Annotated in this window: 11 protein-coding genes; 3 read left to right on the forward strand and 8 right to left on the reverse strand. The window is 62.4% G+C overall.

All coding sequences use genetic code 11. The features are described from left to right. Nucleotides 1–100: 100 nt before the first annotated feature. From J1G34_RS00440 to glnE, 8 genes are read right to left on the reverse strand one after another with little or no spacing between them, the layout of a single operon-like run. Entirely contained in the window at nucleotides 101–1552 is a 1452-nt protein-coding gene (locus J1G34_RS00440) for a lipopolysaccharide kinase InaA family protein (RefSeq protein WP_130138737.1), read from the reverse strand. Next, nucleotides 1552–2304 (reverse strand): lipopolysaccharide kinase InaA family protein, encoded by a 753-nt coding sequence (locus J1G34_RS00445; RefSeq protein WP_065896706.1) that lies wholly within the window; start codon nucleotides 2302–2304, stop codon nucleotides 1552–1554. The genes J1G34_RS00440 and J1G34_RS00445 overlap by 1 nt, the downstream gene beginning before the upstream one ends. Then, nucleotides 2301–3035 (reverse strand): lipopolysaccharide kinase InaA family protein, encoded by a 735-nt coding sequence (locus J1G34_RS00450; RefSeq protein WP_065886570.1) that lies wholly within the window; start codon nucleotides 3033–3035, stop codon nucleotides 2301–2303. The genes J1G34_RS00445 and J1G34_RS00450 overlap by 4 nt, the downstream gene beginning before the upstream one ends. After that, nucleotides 3035–3841, reverse strand: coding sequence for a lipopolysaccharide core heptose(I) kinase RfaP (gene rfaP, locus J1G34_RS00455; RefSeq protein WP_065886571.1), 807 nt, complete (start codon nucleotides 3839–3841; stop codon nucleotides 3035–3037). Before rfaP ends, J1G34_RS00450 begins: the two co-directional genes overlap by 1 nt. Beyond that, nucleotides 3838–4962 (reverse strand): glycosyltransferase family 4 protein, encoded by a 1125-nt coding sequence (locus J1G34_RS00460; protein ID WP_130138738.1) that lies wholly within the window; start codon nucleotides 4960–4962, stop codon nucleotides 3838–3840. Before J1G34_RS00460 ends, rfaP begins: the two co-directional genes overlap by 4 nt. Further along, nucleotides 4962–6023, reverse strand: a complete 1062-nt coding sequence (gene waaC, locus J1G34_RS00465; protein WP_065894440.1) for a lipopolysaccharide heptosyltransferase I — start codon at nucleotides 6021–6023, stop codon at nucleotides 4962–4964. Before waaC ends, J1G34_RS00460 begins: the two co-directional genes overlap by 1 nt. Before the next feature lies 1 nt (nucleotide 6024). Further along, complete coding sequence (gene waaF / locus J1G34_RS00470; RefSeq protein ID WP_065894438.1) at nucleotides 6025–7059, reverse strand: lipopolysaccharide heptosyltransferase II; 1035 nt, start codon at nucleotides 7057–7059, stop codon at nucleotides 6025–6027. A 54-nt stretch (nucleotides 7060–7113) separates the two neighbouring features. Next, nucleotides 7114–10053 (reverse strand): bifunctional [glutamate--ammonia ligase]-adenylyl-L-tyrosine phosphorylase/[glutamate--ammonia-ligase] adenylyltransferase, encoded by a 2940-nt coding sequence (gene glnE / locus J1G34_RS00475; RefSeq protein ID WP_065894436.1) that lies wholly within the window; start codon nucleotides 10051–10053, stop codon nucleotides 7114–7116. Nucleotides 10054–10436: 383 nt separating this feature from the next. On the opposite strand from glnE, the gene aceE reads away from it, so the two are divergent. The 3 genes from aceE to J1G34_RS00490 all read left to right on the forward strand — a co-directional run bounded on the left by aceE (nucleotide 10437) and on the right by J1G34_RS00490 (nucleotide 17738). Next, nucleotides 10437–13082, forward strand: coding sequence for a pyruvate dehydrogenase (acetyl-transferring), homodimeric type (gene aceE, locus J1G34_RS00480; RefSeq protein ID WP_065894434.1), 2646 nt, complete (start codon nucleotides 10437–10439; stop codon nucleotides 13080–13082). Between the two features lie 11 nt (nucleotides 13083–13093). Beyond that, nucleotides 13094–14743, forward strand: coding sequence for a dihydrolipoyllysine-residue acetyltransferase (gene aceF, locus J1G34_RS00485; RefSeq protein WP_222993015.1), 1650 nt, complete (start codon nucleotides 13094–13096; stop codon nucleotides 14741–14743). A 301-nt stretch (nucleotides 14744–15044) separates the two neighbouring features. After that, the gene (locus J1G34_RS00490; RefSeq protein WP_065934840.1) at nucleotides 15045–17738 is read left to right on the forward strand and encodes a putative bifunctional diguanylate cyclase/phosphodiesterase; all 2694 of its coding nucleotides are present in this window, start codon (nucleotides 15045–15047) and stop codon (nucleotides 17736–17738) included. Nucleotides 17739–17805 lie beyond the last annotated feature (67 nt).

Below are 17805 nucleotides of genomic sequence, written 5' to 3' on the forward strand. Positions count from 1 at the left end.
GGCAAGCCCCCTCCCACATTGGACTGTATTTACACATCTGAAGGTGTGAACACCGTCAGTGTGGGAGGGGGCTTGCCCCCGATAGGGCCGAAGGCCCGCTTCACCCGGCGACGCTGACCTCTTTGGGCAACCGCTGATCAATCACCCGATACAACGCACTGTCCTGCGGCCAGTTGCGCATGAACCGCGCACGGTCTTTGGCATACGCCGCAGCAAAGCTGGCAACCGAGCTGTGTTGGCACATGGCGTCCAGGTCGATCATCGCCCAGCGCCCTTCGCTCCAGAACAGGTTATGCCCCTTGAAATCCCCATGGCTGATGCGCGCCTCGATCAACTCGGCGAACAGCCGGTCCAGCGCCAGCAGTTCATCTTCCGGCGCGTCGCCGCGTTCGACATAGGGCGCAAAGCGCTCGATGATGTCCGGCCCCGGCAGGTATTCGGTGACCAGATAGGCACGGCTGCGCAACCAGAAAAAGCGCTTCTCCAGGACCGCCAGCGGCTTGGGCGTAGCAAAGCCGAGGAACGCCAGGCGATTGCCTTCGCGCCAGGAATGCCAGGCACGGCTCGGGCGCCAGAAGCGTTTGAGCCAGTGGGTGAAACCCTTGATGTTGTAGCGCTTGATCACCAGAGGCCGGCCGGCCACTTCGACCCTGGCCACGCTCGCGGCGCCGCCGGTCTTGTACAGATGGCCCTGGTCGAGCAGCGCATCGGCCTTTTCAAGCACTGGCAGCATGGCCGCCTCTTCCTCACGGCGAATCGCGCGCAGACCAAAGGCGCCACGTACCACACTGAACAGGGTGCACTCGCGGCCGACCTTGTTCAGGTAGTCGCGCAAGCGCCAGGCGCTGACTTTGCGCACCTGCTTTTCCAGAGCCTCCAGCGGCAAGGCATGTTCGCCGTTGGCCAGCAGGTAATACACCAGCAATTCTTCGGTAAACGGCGCGAGGTTTTTCGGCAACTGGGCAAAGAACACCCCGAGGTTTTCCAGCACGCGATTGCGCGACAGCGGCTTGCCCGCCTCTTCGACACGAATCCCCGCGCCATCAATCAGATACAGCTTACCGCCCTGGCGCAGCAGGTTGTCCAGGTGCAGGTCTTCCTGCCACAAGCCCTTGGCATGCATCTGCGCAATCGCGCCCAGCGCGTCGGCGAGCACGGCGGTTTGTTCGTCGGCCAATGGCGGCAAGCTTTCGACAGCGCGCCAGGCGTCGGCCAGGCTGAGGGCGCCTTCAAGAAACTCGAACAGCAGCCAGCCACCCTCGCCTTCCTGCAAACCGTCGGCCAGCAACAGCGGCGTGGTCAGGCCTTGTTCGGCCAGCAAACGCACCCCGCTGCGCTCACGCTGGAAATGCCGCGCCGCCGAGTTGCCAACCAGCAGCTTGGCCAGCACCGGGCGACCGCGCCATATTGCGGCGCCGACGTAGCGCTGCCCCGGCAAAACCCGCAGCAGGCTGAGCAGTTGCAATTGCCCCGGGCCTGCCGCATCGACCAGGTCGAGGGTCAGCGGCAGGCTGGGAATACGGCCGGCATTCTTCAGCTCGGACAAACGCATCAGCGGTTTTCCTTGTGACTGCGGCGCGCGGTAAGACGCTGATACCAGGTGGCGACCAGCGCACTGTCTTCAGGCTGCTCAAGATACGCCGCCAGCAGCTGTCGCACCTGCGCATCCGACCATTGCGGCGCGCGGCGCAGCAGGGGTTCGAGGTCCTTGACCCGGTCACGCCAGCCGAACAACAAAGGGCGGGTTTTCTCAAGGTCGATCAACTGCGCGGCGTAACCGTCAGCGGTGGCCTGCAGGAAAATATGCTTGGGATAAAAACAGCCATGCACCTGCCCCACGCTGTGCAACCGACGCGCAAGCCTGCCGCAGGCCAGCAGGATGGCGCGCTGCTGTGCGTCGCTCGACTGCGACCAGTGTTCCAGCAACGAGTCCAAATCGTTCCAACCGTCCAGGGCGCGGGTAAGCAACATCGCACGGCGCTCGCCCTTGACCTTGCGCTCGCCGAAGAACACCGCCTGCAAGGCAGGAATGCCCAGCTTGCGGTACAGGCTGATATTACGAAACTCACGGGCAAAACTTGGCTCGCCGAACGGCCGGTACAAGGTACGCGTCAGGTAGTTGCTCTGGCGCTTGAGGTAGTAACCCTGACCCTCAAGTTCCAGGCGATACACGCTGCTCCATCCGTCGCCGCTGGTGTTGGGCTCATCCACCGCATCCAGTTGCTTGGCCCACAACGTATCGAAGCTGGCCAGGCCGTTGCGCTCAAGCAAAGCGCGGTCTTCGACCGCGAGGAAGTCACTCATTCACGCCCCTCGAAAAACTTCACCACATGGCGAATCCGTTGTTTGTCTGACGTCGTCAGGTGCGTGCGTTGGCGGTATTGCATGTAGAAACGCAGGCGCTGGGTGGCCGACAGATGATACTTGGCGACCTTGTCCAGGCAGGCCAGGTCTTTGGTAATGCGGTATTTGAGCCAGAAGCCGCGCCAGAAATCGCCGTTGGGACAGTCGATCATGTACAGGGTGCGCTGATCGTCCACCAGCAGGTTGCGCCACTTCAAGTCGTTATGGGTGAAGCGATGGTCGTGCATGGTCCGCGTGTACTCGGCGAGCTGACGGCTGATACCGTCGACCCAGCGAGGGTCTTTCAGACGCGGGTCATTACGTTCGGCCAATACCGATAAATCCTCGGTCCTGGGCAATTCCCGGGTAATCATTGCACCCCGGTCATAGGCCAGGCCCTTGCGATCCAGGCCCCAGGCCACCACATCGGCGGTCGGAATCCCCCATTTGGCGAAGCGCTTGAGGTTCTGCCATTCGGATTTCACCCGCGGCTTGCCCAGGTAGCGGCGCAGGCCTTTGCCGGCGCCGACGTACCGCTTGACGTAATAATTGATCCCGCCGCGCTCCACCCGGATGACTTCCGACAGCGGGTCGCGGGTCAGGCGCTCGCCTTGCAGGGCGAACACGGCTTCCAGGCTGCCAAAGTCGTCCGCGAGCGCAGCGTAAGCGGGTTCCAGATTCCAACCCGCCATCAGAGTGCATCCCCGTAACGCTGTTTGCGCGCGTAGAGCTTGTCGGCCTTGCCTTGCAGCCACAGCAACAGAGCGCTTTCCTCGGCGAGGATCTGGCGCAGCGGCTGCTGGAAATAGCCCTTGAGAAAGCGCAGCTTGTCGCGACGGGTCAGGCCGATGTCCAGCGCCGAGAAGTACAGCGCCGCCAGGTCCTTGTCACGCCAGCGATGGCTGATTTTGTCGCGCGTCTGGGCGCGGTGCAGGTCGATGATCGAGAGCTTGAAGTTATCGGCCGTCACCGGCGTATCGGTGTGCAGCAGGAAGTGGCAGATGTAGCAATCACGGTGGTTGACGCCGCCGCGATGCATCATGCCGGTCATGCGCGCCACTTCAGCGATCAGCGCGCGCTTGAGACGCGGCTGCGGCGGCTGCTTGAGCCAGTCGATACTGAAGTCTTCCAGGCTGACAGTCGGCGCCAATTCTTCGGTAATGATGAAGGAGTGCTGATCGGCCGGGTTGCTGCCGCGCTCGCCATAGGCCACGGCGGTCATGGTCGGCACGCCCAGTGCCTGCAGGCGCTGGATCGCCAGCCATTCCTGACCGGCGCCCAGCACCGGCAGCTTGGCGGTGACCAGGTTCTTGACGATCTCGCCCCAGCCGATCCCACGGTGGATCTTCACAAAGTAGCCGCGGCCATCCACCTCGGTACGCAGCGTGCGACGCGCCTCCAGTTCACGGTAAACCTCGCCTTGCAGGCGCTCGACTGCGGCGAACGCATCCTGCCCGGCCCAGAGGGTTTTGAACGGTTCGGCAAGCATCAATTTCATCGTTTTGGCTCCGCCAGAATCACATCCGCAGCGTGCTGCGGCATGCTATAGAGGTCGGCCGTCTCGGCGAAGGCCAACCCATTGCGGCCCCAGGCCGCGCGCTGTGCAGAATCAGACAACATCCGCGCCAGGTACCCGTTGAGCTGCGTCTGTTCGAACGGCTCATCCAGGACCAGGCCACTGTCGGCTTCGGCGATGTAATGGGCATAGCCACATACCGCCGAGACCAGCACCGGCAACCCGGCCACCAGGGCTTCGAGCAAGACCGTGCCGGTGTTTTCGTTATACGCCGGGTGGATCAACAGGTCGGCGCCCAGCAGGAAACGCGGGATATCGCTGCGCCCCTTGAGGAACTGCACGTTATCGCCCAAACCCAATGTGGCGCTCTGCAATTGGAATACTTTGGGGTCGTCCTGGCCGATTACAAACAGACGGGTGCGTTTCTTCAATTGCGACGGTAACGCCGCCAGCGCCTTGAGGCTGCGGTCGACGCCCTTGGTCTTGAAGCCCGAACCGATCTGCACCAGCAGCAAGTCGTCCTCGCCCAGGCCGAATTCCTGGCGGAACCCTTCGCGTATCATGGCCGCATCCGGCGGCGCACGGCGATCCTGGGCAATGCCCGGCGGCAGCAGGTGGAAGCGTTCCAGCGGTGTGGCGTAATGCTTGATGAACAGCGGCTGCTGCACCTCGGAAATCATCAGGATTTCGGTCTTGGCGTCCTTGGCAAACACGGCGCGCTCGTAGTCGGCAAAGTGTTTGTAACGACCAAAATAACGATACAGCGAATGACGCAGGTTTTGCGCCTTGTCTTCAAAGCAGCCGTCGGCGGCGTAGTACACGTCAAGGTCAGGCATCTTGTTGAAGCCGATCAGGCGATCCACCGGGCGTTTGGCAAGGTCGGCTTTCATCCACGCGCTGAGCTTCTCGTTGCGCCGATGGTTGAAGAATGCCTTGACCGGCGCCACCAGCACTTCAAAGCCCGGCGGGATATCGCCCTCCCAGATCAAGGTGTACACGCGGATTTTATGCCCGCGTTGCTGACACTCCAGGGCGATGCGCATGAAGTCGCGCTGCAGGCCACCGAAGGGAAAATATTTGTACAGTACGAAAGCCAGTTGCATCAGTGCAGCTCCTCAGCCAGTAACAACGTGCTCAGCCGGCTCGCTACACGCTCAGGATTGAGGCGCGTGAAGCACAGGGGCGACTCGCGCTTGATGTCGAACCGCCGCAGGTCATCGGCGGTGGGTTGATAAGTGCATTGCTTTTGCAGGCACGGCGCACACGGCCAGTCGCTGGCCAGGTGGATCTGGCCTTTGCCGTAGGCGCCGGTGAGGCCCGGATTGGTAGGCCCGAACAGCGAAATGGTCGGCACATCCAGCGCAGCCGCCAGATGACCCAGACCGGTGTCCACCGCCACACAGGCACGGGCACCGGCCAACACACGGGCCACGCCCGCCAGGTTCAGTTTTGGCAGCACTTCGGCGTTGGCCAGGCCTTGAGCCAGGCGCTCGGCGCGGGCCTTTTCGACGGCGCTGCCCCACGGCAATTTCACGTCCACGCCCAGGCGGCCCATGCGTTCGGCCAGTTCGCGCCAGTAGGCCTCGGGCCAGTGCTTGGTGTCCCAGGTCGTGCCGTGCAGCAGCAACACGAAGGGTTTCTTCGGCGGCAGGCCCAGCAGTTTCTCGACGCTCAGGCCATAGTCGCCCAGGCCCTTGGGCAGGTCGTAACCCAACGCCACGGCAAACAGTTGGCGCAGGCGCTCCACCGCATGTTGCCCGCGGGCCACGGCCAGGCGGCGGGAATAAAAGCGCGCCGCCAGGGGTTCGCGTGCCGAGCTTTTATCGAACCCGGCTACCGGCGCCCGCACGTAGCGGGTCAGCCAGGCACTTTTCAACAGGCCCTGGGCGTCGATCACCAGGTCATACCGGGTCGACTGCAGCGCCTGTTTGAACCGCCGCCATTCGCCGCTCTTGAGGGTTTGCCAGAGGTTCTTGCGCCAGCGACGAATCGCCACCGGGATCACCTTGTCTACCGCCGGGTGCCAGGTCGGGATTTCAGCGAAGCCTTCTTCCACCACCCAGTCGAAACGGATGCCGGGGATCGCCCGCGCCGCGTCGGTCAGTGCCGGCAAGGCGTGGATCACGTCGCCCAGGGATGAGGTCTTGATTACCAGTACCCGCAACTCAGTGAACCTCGACCACGTCGCCCTGCAACCGCTGCAACGCGTCGGTCACCGGCTGCGGCAGCAATTGGCGCAGGCAATTGTAGTGGCCGAAACGGCAGGTGCGCTCAAAACAGGGGCTGCAATCCAGGCCCAGGCGCACCACTTCGACCTTGTCCGCCAGGGGCGGGGTGAAGCCGGGTGACGTCGAGCCGTACACCGCCACCAAGGGACGGTTCAGCGCGGCGGCAACGTGCATCAGGCCGGAATCATTGGACACCACCGCGTCGGCGCACGACAGCAAGTCGATGGCCTCGGCCAGGGACGTTTCGCCACTGAGGTTCACCGCCTCTTCGCGCAGGCCCGGAATCAGGCGCTGGCGAATATCCTCACCCACCGAATGATCGTTCTTCGAGCCAAACAGCCACACCTGCCAGCCTTCGCGAATCCTGGTCTCGGCGACCTTGGCGTAATGCTCCGACGGCCAGCGCTTGGACTCGCCAAACTCGGCGCCCGGGCACAGCGCCAATACCGGGCGATCCAGCGTCAGGCCGAACTTGGCCAGCGCCGCAGCGCGGGTCACCGGGTCAATCTGCAAGCTGGGGCGCGGGTACGGCTTGGGCAGTTCGGCGCCCGGCTCGTAGGCCAGGGCCATGAAACGTTCGATCATCAGCGGATAGCGGGCTTTATCCAGGGTGCGTACGTCATTGAGCAGCACGTAGCGAAACTCGCCGCGCCAGCCGGTACGCTTGGGGATGCCGGCAAAAAACGGCACCAGCGCCGACTTCAGCGAGTTGGGCAACAGGATGGCCTGGTCGTACTGGCCGGCCATGGCTTTGCCGATGCGACGGCGGGTCGCCAATTCCAGCGCGCCATGGCCGAGCGGAAAGCTCAAGGCCTTGCGCACTTGCGGCATGCGCTCAAGGATCGGCCGGCTCCACTCAGGGGCGAGCACGTCGATCTGGCAGTCCGGATAGCGCAGCCGCAGGCACTGGAACAGTGTCTGCGCCATCACCATGTCTCCGACCCAGCTGGGCCCAACGATCAGAATATTCATGTCATTTCCACAAACGATGCGGGGAGGCTTATGCCTCCCCGCCCTAATAGTGTTTCAGCTCAAGCCCAGCGTTTGCCAGATTCGCATCACCTGTCGCCGTTCGTCGGCGAACTGGTCGCCGGCCACCGTACCGGCCTCGTTCTGCAAGGCTTGGCGGTGCGCGGCTGAGCGGTAGGCCTTATACACTTCACGCAGCAAGTGAGCATCGGCGGCGGGCATCAGCCCGACCTGCTCCAAGCCCTCGAGGATGCGGATATTGTCGGTGTAGCGCAGCAACGATGGATGTTGCGCAGACCACGCCAAAGCGGCGTATTGCACCATAAATTCAATATCGACGATACCTCCGGCGTCCTGCTTGAGGTCGAACAGCGCCGTGGCTTCGAAGGCATTGGCGCCCCTGCCGGCCGTTGTGCTCTTGGTTCCCAGGTTATCGCGCATCTTGGCGCGCATCTCGCTGACCTCCTGGCGCAGCTTGGCCAGATCCCGCTCACGCCCTAACACGTTAGCGCGTACCTTCTCGAATGCATGGCCCACATCCTGGCTGCCGACCAGGACGCGTGCGCGAATCAGCGCCTGATGCTCCCAGGTCCAGGCTTCATTTTGTTGATAGCGGTCGAATGCGCCCAGCGAACTGACCAGCAAGCCGGACGCCCCTGAAGGTCGCAGACGCATATCCACCTCGTACAACTGGCCGGAGTTGGTCTGGGTGGTCAGCAGGTGAATGATGCGCTGGCCCAGGCGCGTGAAGAACTGCGCGCCGTCGATCGGCTTGGCGCCGTCGGTCTCGGCCTGCGGGTCGCCGTCATGGATAAACACCAGGTCCAGGTCCGAACCATGCCCCAGCTCGATACCGCCGACCTTTCCATAACCGACAATGATGAACCCGGGATCGCACAGGCTGCCGTCCAGCCGTTGCGGCGAGCCGTGGCGGGCAACAGTCTGGCGCCAGGCCAGGGCCAGCACTTGCTCGAGAATGGCTTCGGCGAGCCAGGTGAGGTAGTCGCTGACTTTCATCAACGGCAGGCTGCCGGCGATTTCCGAGGCCGCCACGCGCAGGCGGTGCGCCAGCTTGAAATGGCGCAGCGCTTCCATCTGCTGCTCGAGGTCGTCTTCGGGGATACGCGTGAGGCGCTCGCGCAACTCGGCGGCCAGTTCCGGCGCCAGCGGTGGCTTGAACAAGCGTCCTTCGTTGAGCAATTCATCCAGCAACAGCGGAAAGCGCGTGATCTGCTCGGCGATCCACGGGCTCGCGGCGCACAGGGTCAATAGACGGCGCAGGGCGTCGGGATTCTCGGTGAGCAGCACCAGGTAAGCGGAACGCCGCGCGACGGCCTCCACCAGGGGCAGTACGCGCTCCAGTACCAGGTCCGGATTGGCGTGTTCGACAGCCTGGGCCAGCAAGCGCGGGATAAACGCATCCAGGCGCTCGCGACCGAGGCGCTGCATGGCGCGCAGTTGGGGGCTACCGCGCAGGCCGGCCAGGGCTTTGAGCGCCTTGGGCGCGTCAGTAAAGCCGCCTTCGCCCAATTGGCGGCAGGCCGCGTCGTCGTCCTGGGACTCTTCCCACAGCGGAAGCCACTCCCCACCGACAACCAACTCGCTTTCTTCACCCTCTTCTTCATCAGGGTCGGCAATCACTTGGCGGAAATGCCAATCCACTCGCCCACGCCAATACATCAAGCGCTCGTGGAACGCGGCCCAATCGGCAAAGCCCAGCATGAAGGCAATACGCGCCTGGTCTTCGGGGCTGTCCGGGAGCATTTGGGTCTGGCGGTCGGCAATCGCCTGGATCGCGTGCTCGGTGTAACGCAGGAATTCGTAGCCATTGCGCAGCTCGGCAATCACCGCAGGCGGCAGGTAGCCCTGGCCTTCCAGGGTGCCGAGCACGTTCAACAGCGGGCGTTGCTGCAGGCTGAGGTCGCGACCACCGTGGATCAGTTGAAACGCCTGGGCGATAAATTCCACCTCGCGAATACCGCCCGAACCCAGCTTGATATTGTCGGCCATGCCCTTGCGCCGCACTTCCTGCTGGATCAACTGCTTCATGGTGCGCAGCGCTTCGATGGCCGAGAAGTCCAGGTAACGGCGATAGACGAACGGGCGCAGCATGTCGAGCAGTTGCGCGCCGGCCACCTGGTCTCCGGCGACGACGCGGGCCTTGATCATGGCGTAACGTTCCCAGTCGCGGCCCTGGTCCTGGTAGTACTGCTCCAGCGCGTTGAAGCTGAGTACCAGCGCACCCGCCGAACCGTAGGGGCGCAGGCGCATGTCGACGCGAAAGACGAAACCGTCGACGGTCATCGGGTCGAGGGCCTTGATCAATTTTTGACCAAGACGGATGAAAAACTCCTGGTTATCCAGGGCGCGCTTGACCCCTACTGTCTCGCCGCCTTCGGGGTAGGCGAAGATCAGGTCGATATCCGACGACAGGTTCAGCTCCACGGCCCCGAGCTTGCCCATGCCGAGGATGACCATGTGCTGCGCCTCGCCGCTGCGCCGCCCGGTTGGCGTGCCGAACTGCACGCAATGGCGCTGGTACAGCCACTGGTAGGCCTGGTCGATACAGGCGTCGGCCATGTCGGAGAGGTCGCGACAGGTTTGCACCAGGTCAGCCTGGCGGGTCAGGTCGCGCCAGATGATGCGCACCTGCTGGCGCGTGCGCTGGCGGCGCAGCACACGGCCCATCTGCTCTTCTGTATCGGCCTGTTGCACGGCACCGGCAATCTGCCCGCACAGTTCACCCGGCGCAAAACCCCGGTCCAGCTCGCCCCAGGCCACCAGCTCGAGCAACATCAAAGGGTCACGAACACTCTGTTCAATCACGAAATCACTGGCGGCGCACACCCGCGCGAAGTCGGCCCAGCGTTGCGGCGTCCAGCCAGAAAGGCCATGATCGTCATCCAGCGCGGCCACGGCGTCACGAAATGACTGCTCGGCCCGACTGGCGTAAGGCAACAGAATGGCCGGCAGTTCGGCCAGCGTAGGAAGGCTCATGGTCTATCCTTGATCGGCGGGTAAATGGCGTGTAGTTGTGAACGCAGGAGCCCTGCTCGATGAAGGACTGTCGAACAAAAGTTAGAAATAGCTGAAATTAAATTAATCTTGGCAGGCAACATCAAACTTTCACCTTTTCTTGTTCGCAATAGACCAACAATAACGATTATGCTCACCAGCCAGACCGAGCCATACGCTCGGTCTTGTGTAGTTTTACTACTCGTATATACATTCGAAAGGCTGAAATGGCCGACGATTTGTAGTAAAACTACAGGACGCCGAAGCAACCTTCGGCCATCCAAGAATTTATGTCGTCTGCCCACAAGGCCAGTCGCAAACTTCAGGCAACCGATTCTGGTAGCCTTTCCGCCCTGGAGCAAGCCATGCAAGACCTCGATCCCGTCGAAACCCAGGAATGGCTGGACGCCCTGGAATCGGTTCTCGACAAAGAAGGCGAAGACCGTGCTCATTACCTGATGACCCGTATGGGCGAACTCGCGACCCGCAGCGGCTCGCAGTTGCCTTACGCCATCACTACGCCATACCGCAACACCATCCCCGTTACCCACGAAGCACGCATGCCTGGCGACCTGTTCATGGAACGCCGCATTCGCTCGCTGGTACGTTGGAACGCCATGGCGATGGTAATGCGCACGAACTTGAAAGATTCGGACCTGGGCGGTCACATCTCCAGCTTCGCTTCCAGCGCAACCCTGTATGACATCGGCTTCAACTACTTCTTCCAGGCCCCGACCGACGAACACGGCGGCGACCTGATCTACTTCCAGGGCCACACCTCGCCAGGCGTCTACGCCCGTGCGTTCATGGAAGGTCGCATCAGCGAAGAACAAATGAACAACTTCCGCCAGGAAGTCGACGGTCAGGGCCTGTCGTCCTACCCGCACCCTTGGCTGATGCCTGATTTCTGGCAGTTCCCGACGGTATCCATGGGCCTGGGCCCGATCCAGGCGATCTACCAGGCACGCTTCATGAAGTACCTGGAAGCCCGTGGCTTCATCCCCGAAGGCAAGCAGAAAGTCTGGTGCTTCCTGGGCGACGGCGAGTGCGACGAGCCGGAATCCCTGGGCGCCATCTCCCTGGCCGGCCGCGAGAAGCTGGACAACCTGATCTTCGTCATCAACTGCAACCTGCAGCGCCTCGACGGCCCGGTTCGCGGCAACGGCAAGATCATCCAGGAACTCGAAGGCGTGTTCCGCGGCGCTCACTGGAACGTGACCAAAGTCATCTGGGGCCGTTTCTGGGACCCACTGCTGGCCAAGGACGTCGACGGTATCCTGCAACGTCGCATGGACGAAGTCATCGACGGCGAGTACCAGAACTACAAGGCCAAAGACGGCGCGTTCGTTCGCGAGCACTTCTTCAACACGCCTGAACTCAAGGCGATGGTTGCCGACCTGTCCGACGACGAGATCTGGAAACTCAACCGTGGCGGCCACGACCCGTACAAGGTCTACGCGGCGTACCACGAAGCGGTCAACCACAAGGAACAACCGACCGTCATCCTGGCCAAGACCATCAAGGGTTATGGCACCGGTGCCGGCGAAGCGAAGAACACCGCGCACAACACCAAGAAAGTCGACGTCGACAGCCTGAAGCTGTTCCGCGACCGCTTCGACATCCCGGTCAAGGACGAAGAGCTGGAGAACCTGCCGTTCTTCAAGCCGGAGCCGAACAGCGCCGAAGCCCGTTACCTCAGCGAGCGTCGTAGCGCCCTGGGCGGTTTCGTGCCGCAACGCCGCGCCAAGAGCATGAGCATCCCGACGCCGCCACTCGATACCCTCAAGGCTATCCTGGACGGCTCGGGCGACCGTGAAATCTCCACCACCATGGCCTTCGTGCGCATCCTTGCGCAACTGGTCAAGGACAAGGAAATCGGTTCGCGCATCGTCCCGATCATCCCGGACGAAGCCCGTACCTTCGGTATGGAAGGCATGTTCCGCCAGTTGGGCATCTACTCCTCCGTCGGCCAGCTCTACGAGCCAGTCGATAAAGACCAGGTGATGTTCTACAAGGAAGACAAGAAGGGCCAGATCCTCGAAGAAGGCATCAACGAAGCGGGCGCCATGAGCTCCTTCATCGCTGCCGGTACTTCGTACTCCAGCCACAACCAGCCGATGCTGCCGTTCTACATCTTCTACTCGATGTTCGGCTTCCAACGTATTGGCGACCTGGCCTGGGCAGCCGGCGACAGCCGTACCCGTGGTTTCCTGATCGGCGGCACTGCCGGCCGCACCACGCTGAACGGCGAAGGCCTGCAACACGAAGACGGTCACAGCCACATCCTGGCTGCCACCATCCCGAACTGCCGCACCTTTGATCCAACCTACGGCTACGAGCTGGCGGTGATCATCCAGGACGGCATGAAGAAGATGACCGAAGAGCAGCAGGACGTTTTCTACTACATCACCGTGATGAACGAGTCCTACCAGCAGCCAGCCATGCCGGCCGGCGTGGAAGAAGGCATCATCAAGGGCATGTACCTGCTCGAGGAAGACACCAAGGAAGCGGCGCACCACGTACAGCTGATGGGCTCCGGCACCATCCTGCGCGAAGTGCGTGAAGCGGCGAAGATCCTGCGTGACGAATTCAACGTCGGCGCCGACGTGTGGAGCGTGACCAGCTTCAACGAACTGCGTCGCGACGGCCTGGCCGTAGAGCGCAGCAACCGCCTGCACCCTGGCCAGAAACCAGCCAAGAGCTACGTCGAAGAATGCCTGGCCGGCCGTAAGGGTCCGGTCATCGCCTCTACCGACTACATGAAACTGTTTGCTGAACAAATTCGCCAGTGGGTCCCGTCCAAGGAATTCAAAGTCCTGGGCACCGACGGTTTCGGTCGCAGTGACAGCCGCAAGAAGCTGCGTCACTTCTTCGAAGTCGACCGTCACTTCGTGGTGTTGGCAGCCCTGGAAGCCTTGGCTGACCGTGGTGAGATCGAACCCAAGGTGGTGGCTGACGCCATCGTCAAGTTCGGGATCAACCCGGAAAAACGCAACCCACTGGACTGCTGAGGAGACTTTTTGTGAGCGAACTCATTCGCGTACCTGACATCGGCAGCGGTGAAGGTGAAGTAATCGAGCTGTTTGTGAAGGTCGGCGACACCGTCGAAGCCGACCAGAGCATCCTGACCCTGGAATCGGACAAGGCGAGCATGGAAATCCCTGCTCCCAAGGCCGGCGTGGTCAAGAGCCTGAAAGTGAAGCTGGGCGACCGCCTGAAAGAAGGCGACGAACTGCTGGAGCTGGAAATCGAAGGTGCTGCCGATGCAGCGCCTGCGGCTGCCGCTCCGGCCGCCGCTGCACCTGCACCTGCTGCTGAACAGCCTGTCGCTGCCGCCGAGGCCCCAGCGGCCCCGGCTGCCGCACCTGCCGCCGCCACCGTCCAGGACATTCACGTCCCGGACATCGGCTCGTCGGGCAAGGCCAAGATCATCGAGTTGCTGGTCAAGGTCGGCGACACCGTCGAAGCCGACCAGTCGCTGATCACCCTGGAGTCCGACAAGGCTTCCATGGAAATCCCATCGCCGGCTGCCGGCGTGGTGGAAAGCATTGCGGTCAAGCTGGAAGACGAAGTCGGTACCGGTGACTTCATCCTCAAGCTGAAAGTACAAGGCGCTGCGCCTGCGGCCGCTCCAGCACCGGCCGCCGCTCCGGCTGCCAAGGCTGAAGCTGCTCCGGCTGCTGCCGCCCCTGCGCCTGCTGCAAAAGCTGAGGCCGCTCCGGCCCCTGCTGCTGCCGCACCTGCGCCAAGCGGTGCCAAGGTTCACGCCGGCCCGGCTGTACGCCAACTGGCCCGTGAATTCGGCGTCGAGCTGAGCGCCGTCTCGGCCAGCGGTCCTCACGGTCGCGTGCTGAAGGAAGACGTGCAGGCTTACGTCAAGGCCATGATGCAGAAGGCCAAGGAAGCGCCGTCTGCCGGGGGCGCTACCGGGGGCTCGGGCATTCCGCCGATCCGTACCGTGGATTTCAGCCGTTTCGGCGAAATCGAAGAAGTGCCGATGACCCGCCTGATGCAAATCGGCGCAGCCGGCCTGCACGCGAGCTGGCTGAACATCCCGCACGTGACTCAGTTCGACCAGGCCGATATCACCGACCTGGAAGCCTTCCGCGTTGCGCAGAAAGCCGTGGCCGAGAAGGCCGGCGTGAAGCTGACCGTGCTGCCCCTGCTGCTCAAGGCCTGTGCGCACCTGCTCAAGGAACTGCCGGACTTCAACAGCTCGCTGGCGCCAAGCGGCAAAGCGATCATCCGCAAGAAGTACGTGAACATCGGCTTTGCGGTCGACACCCCTGACGGCCTGCTGGTACCGGTCATCAAGAACGTCGACCAGAAGAGCCTGCTGCAACTGGCTGGCGAAGCGGCTGCGTTGGCCGCCAAGGCCCGCGACAAGAAGCTCACCCCGGACGACATGCAGGGCGCGTGCTTCACCATCTCCAGCCTCGGGCACATTGGCGGTACGGGCTTCACGCCAATCGTCAATGCGCCGGAAGTGGCGATCCTGGGTGTGTCCAAGGCGACTATCCAGCCGGTGTGGGACGGTAAAGCGTTCCAGCCCAAGCTGATGCTGCCACTGTCGCTGTCCTACGATCACCGTGTGATCAACGGCGCCGCAGCGGCACGCTTCACCCAGCGCCTGAGCCAGTTGCTCAACGACATCCGCACCATCCTGCTGTAAGCCGCAACGGCCTCCCCCTGGGGGGAGGCCATTGCCGCCTCGATTTCCGAGCGCCACGCTCGTACCTCAACCCCGCCACTTGGCGGGGCTTTTTTTGGGTTTTTTGTACACACAGGACAGGCTTGTACACCTTCTGTCACCCTGATTGCAGAAATCCCCCGGGTGGCCGATAACACCCTTATAGCACTTAGCCTTCATCCTCTCTTGTCAGTGCGTGCCGCATGATGCAACCTTGCCGCAAGCGACAGTAAAGAGGGCGTGAGCCCGGCGCCGTGCGTATTTTCCCAAGCGAGTTTCCCCCATGAAAAGCCAACCCGATGTTGCCCGAATGGCGACCGAGGTAGTGACGCAATTACCGGTGCCTTCGCGCCTCGGTATGCTGCGTTTCGAGCGGCTGAATGAGGCAAGCTGGGCGCTGCTCTACCTTGACCCCAATTGCGAGCGCCAATTCGGCTTGCCGGCGGTCGAACTGTGCGCCCTGCTGGGCACGCCGTACGCCAGCCTGATGGAGCCCCAGGCGCGCTATCAACTGCACGACGCGATCCAGCAGCAACTGAGCCACAGCGCCCACTACCTGGTGCGCTACACCCTGCACACCAGCGATGGCCCGCTGAGCCTGCTCGAAATGGGCGAGGCCTACAAACAGCACAACCGTCACCTGCTGCGCGGCTACCTGATGGTGGTGGATGGCCTGTTCAGCGAACTGCCCGTCACGGTGCCGACCGCCGACCTGGAAAACCAGAACAGCCGCCTGCAAATCGCCCTGGAACTCAACCAGCGCGCGCAGCAGGAGCAACTGCAGCACCTGGAGCGGGTACGCGCCCAGCAGGAGCTGATCCTGCTGCTGGCCCGCCAGCGCTACACCACGCCCAATTCGCTGCAAGAAGCCGCCGAACTGATCACCCGCAGCGCCTGCGACATCTATCAGATCGATCGCGCCAGCATCTGGAATCTGGACGGCCAGCACCTGGTGCCGATTTCGGCCTATCTGCGCGCCGATCAACGCCACTATTTGCCCGAAGCGATCGACGCCAGCTGCTTCCCCGACTACCTCGAAGCCCTGCACAGCAGCCGCGCCATCGATGCCACCCATGCCGTGCAAGACCCGCGCACCCGGGAAATGGCCGAAAGCCTGATCGCCAAGGATGTCCACGCCATGCTCGACGCGAGCATCCGCGTGGATGGCCAGGTCGTCGGCGTGCTGTGCCTGGAGCAAAGCGGCAGTTCGCGGGCATGGCAGTCCGATGAGATCGCCTTTGCCGGCGAGCTGGCGGACCAGTTCGCCCAAGTCATCAACAACCACAACCGGCGCACCGCCACCAGCGCCCTGCACCTGTTCCAGCGCGCGGTGGAACAGAGCGCCAACGCGTTTCTGCTGGTTAATTGCGATGGTGTGGTGGAGTACGTCAACCCAAGCTTTACCGCCATTACCCAATACAGCGCCGAAGAGGTGCACGGCCACCGCCTGGCGCAGTTGCCGGCCCTGGAGAACCTCAGCGAATTACTGTTCGACGCGCCGTCGGTCCTGGCCAAAAGCAACAGCTGGCAAGGCGAATTCAAAAGCCGGCGCAAAAACCTGGAACCCTACTGGGGCCAGTTGTCGATTTCCAAGGTATATGGCGACAACCGTGAGTTGACCCATTACATCGGCATCTACGAAGACATTACCCAGACCAAGCTGGCGCAACAGCGCATCGAACGCCTGGCCTACACCGACAACCTGACCAACCTGGGCAACCGCCCGGCGTTCATCCGCAACCTCGATGAGCGCTTTGCCCGCGACAGCGACAGCCCGATCAGCCTGCTGCTGGTGGACATCGACAACTTCAAGCGGATCAACGACAGCCTCGGCCACCAGACCGGTGACAAGCTGCTGATCAGCCTGGCCCGCCGTCTGCGCAACAGTTTGAGCAGCGGCGGCAGCCTGGCGCGCTTTGCCAGTAACGAGTTTGCGGTGCTGCTTGACGATGCCGACATGGAGACCGGCCAGCAGGTGGCCAGTCAGTTACTGGCCACCCTCGACAAACCGATGTTCGTCGACAACCAGTTGATCAGCGTGACCGGCTCCGTGGGCCTCGCCTGCGCGCCGCTGCACGGGCGCGACCCGCAGACCCTGATGCGCAACGCCGGCCTGGCCCTGCACAAGGCCAAGGCCAACGGCAAACACCAGGTGCAGGTGTTTACCGAAGCGCTGAATGCCGAGGCCAGCTACAAGCTGTTTGTGGAAAACAACCTGCGCCGCGCCCTGACCCAGAATGAGCTGGACGTGTTCTACCAGCCCAAGCTGTGCCTGCGCAGTGGTCGCCTGCTGGGCATGGAAGCGCTGTTGCGCTGGAACCACCCGGAAAAGGGCATGATCCGCCCCGACCAGTTCATCAGCGTGGCCGAAGAGACCGGTTTGATCATCCCCATCGGCAAATGGGTCGCCCGGCAGGCATGCCGCATGAGCCGTCGATTGACAGCCGCGGGCCTGGGTAATTTGCAGGTGGCGATCAACCTGTCGCCCAAGCAGTTTTCCGACCCGGACCTGGTGGCCTCGATTGCCACGATCCTCAAGGAAGAGCAGTTGCCGGCCAATCTGCTGGAGCTGGAGCTGACCGAAGGCCTGCTGCTGGAAGCCACCGAAGACACGCGCCAGCAACTGGACCAACTGAAGAGTTTTGGCCTGACCCTGGCCATGGACGACTTCGGTACCGGTTACTCGTCGCTGAGCTACTTGAAAAAATTCCCCATCGACATCATTAAGATCGACCGCAGCTTTATCCACGAAATCCCGGATAACCAGGACGACATGGAGATCACCTCGGCGGTCATCGCCATGGCCCACAACCTCAAGCTCAAGGTGGTCGCCGAAGGTATCGAGACCGCCGAGCAACTGGCGTTCCTGCGCCGGCATCGTTGCGACGTGGGCCAGGGCTATCTGTTCGACCGGCCAATCCCCGGCGCAGAGCTGCTGGAAAAGCTCAAACGTTATCCACGCGGGCCAATTGCCTGACAGCGCGGTAACACTCGGGCACACTGGCTGTCTGAAAATTTACTGTTACTCAACCTGACGAGAGGAC

Source organism: Pseudomonas sp. Wu6, from assembly GCF_019891515.1.
Lineage (GTDB): Bacteria > Pseudomonadota > Gammaproteobacteria > Pseudomonadales > Pseudomonadaceae > Aquipseudomonas > Aquipseudomonas orientalis_A.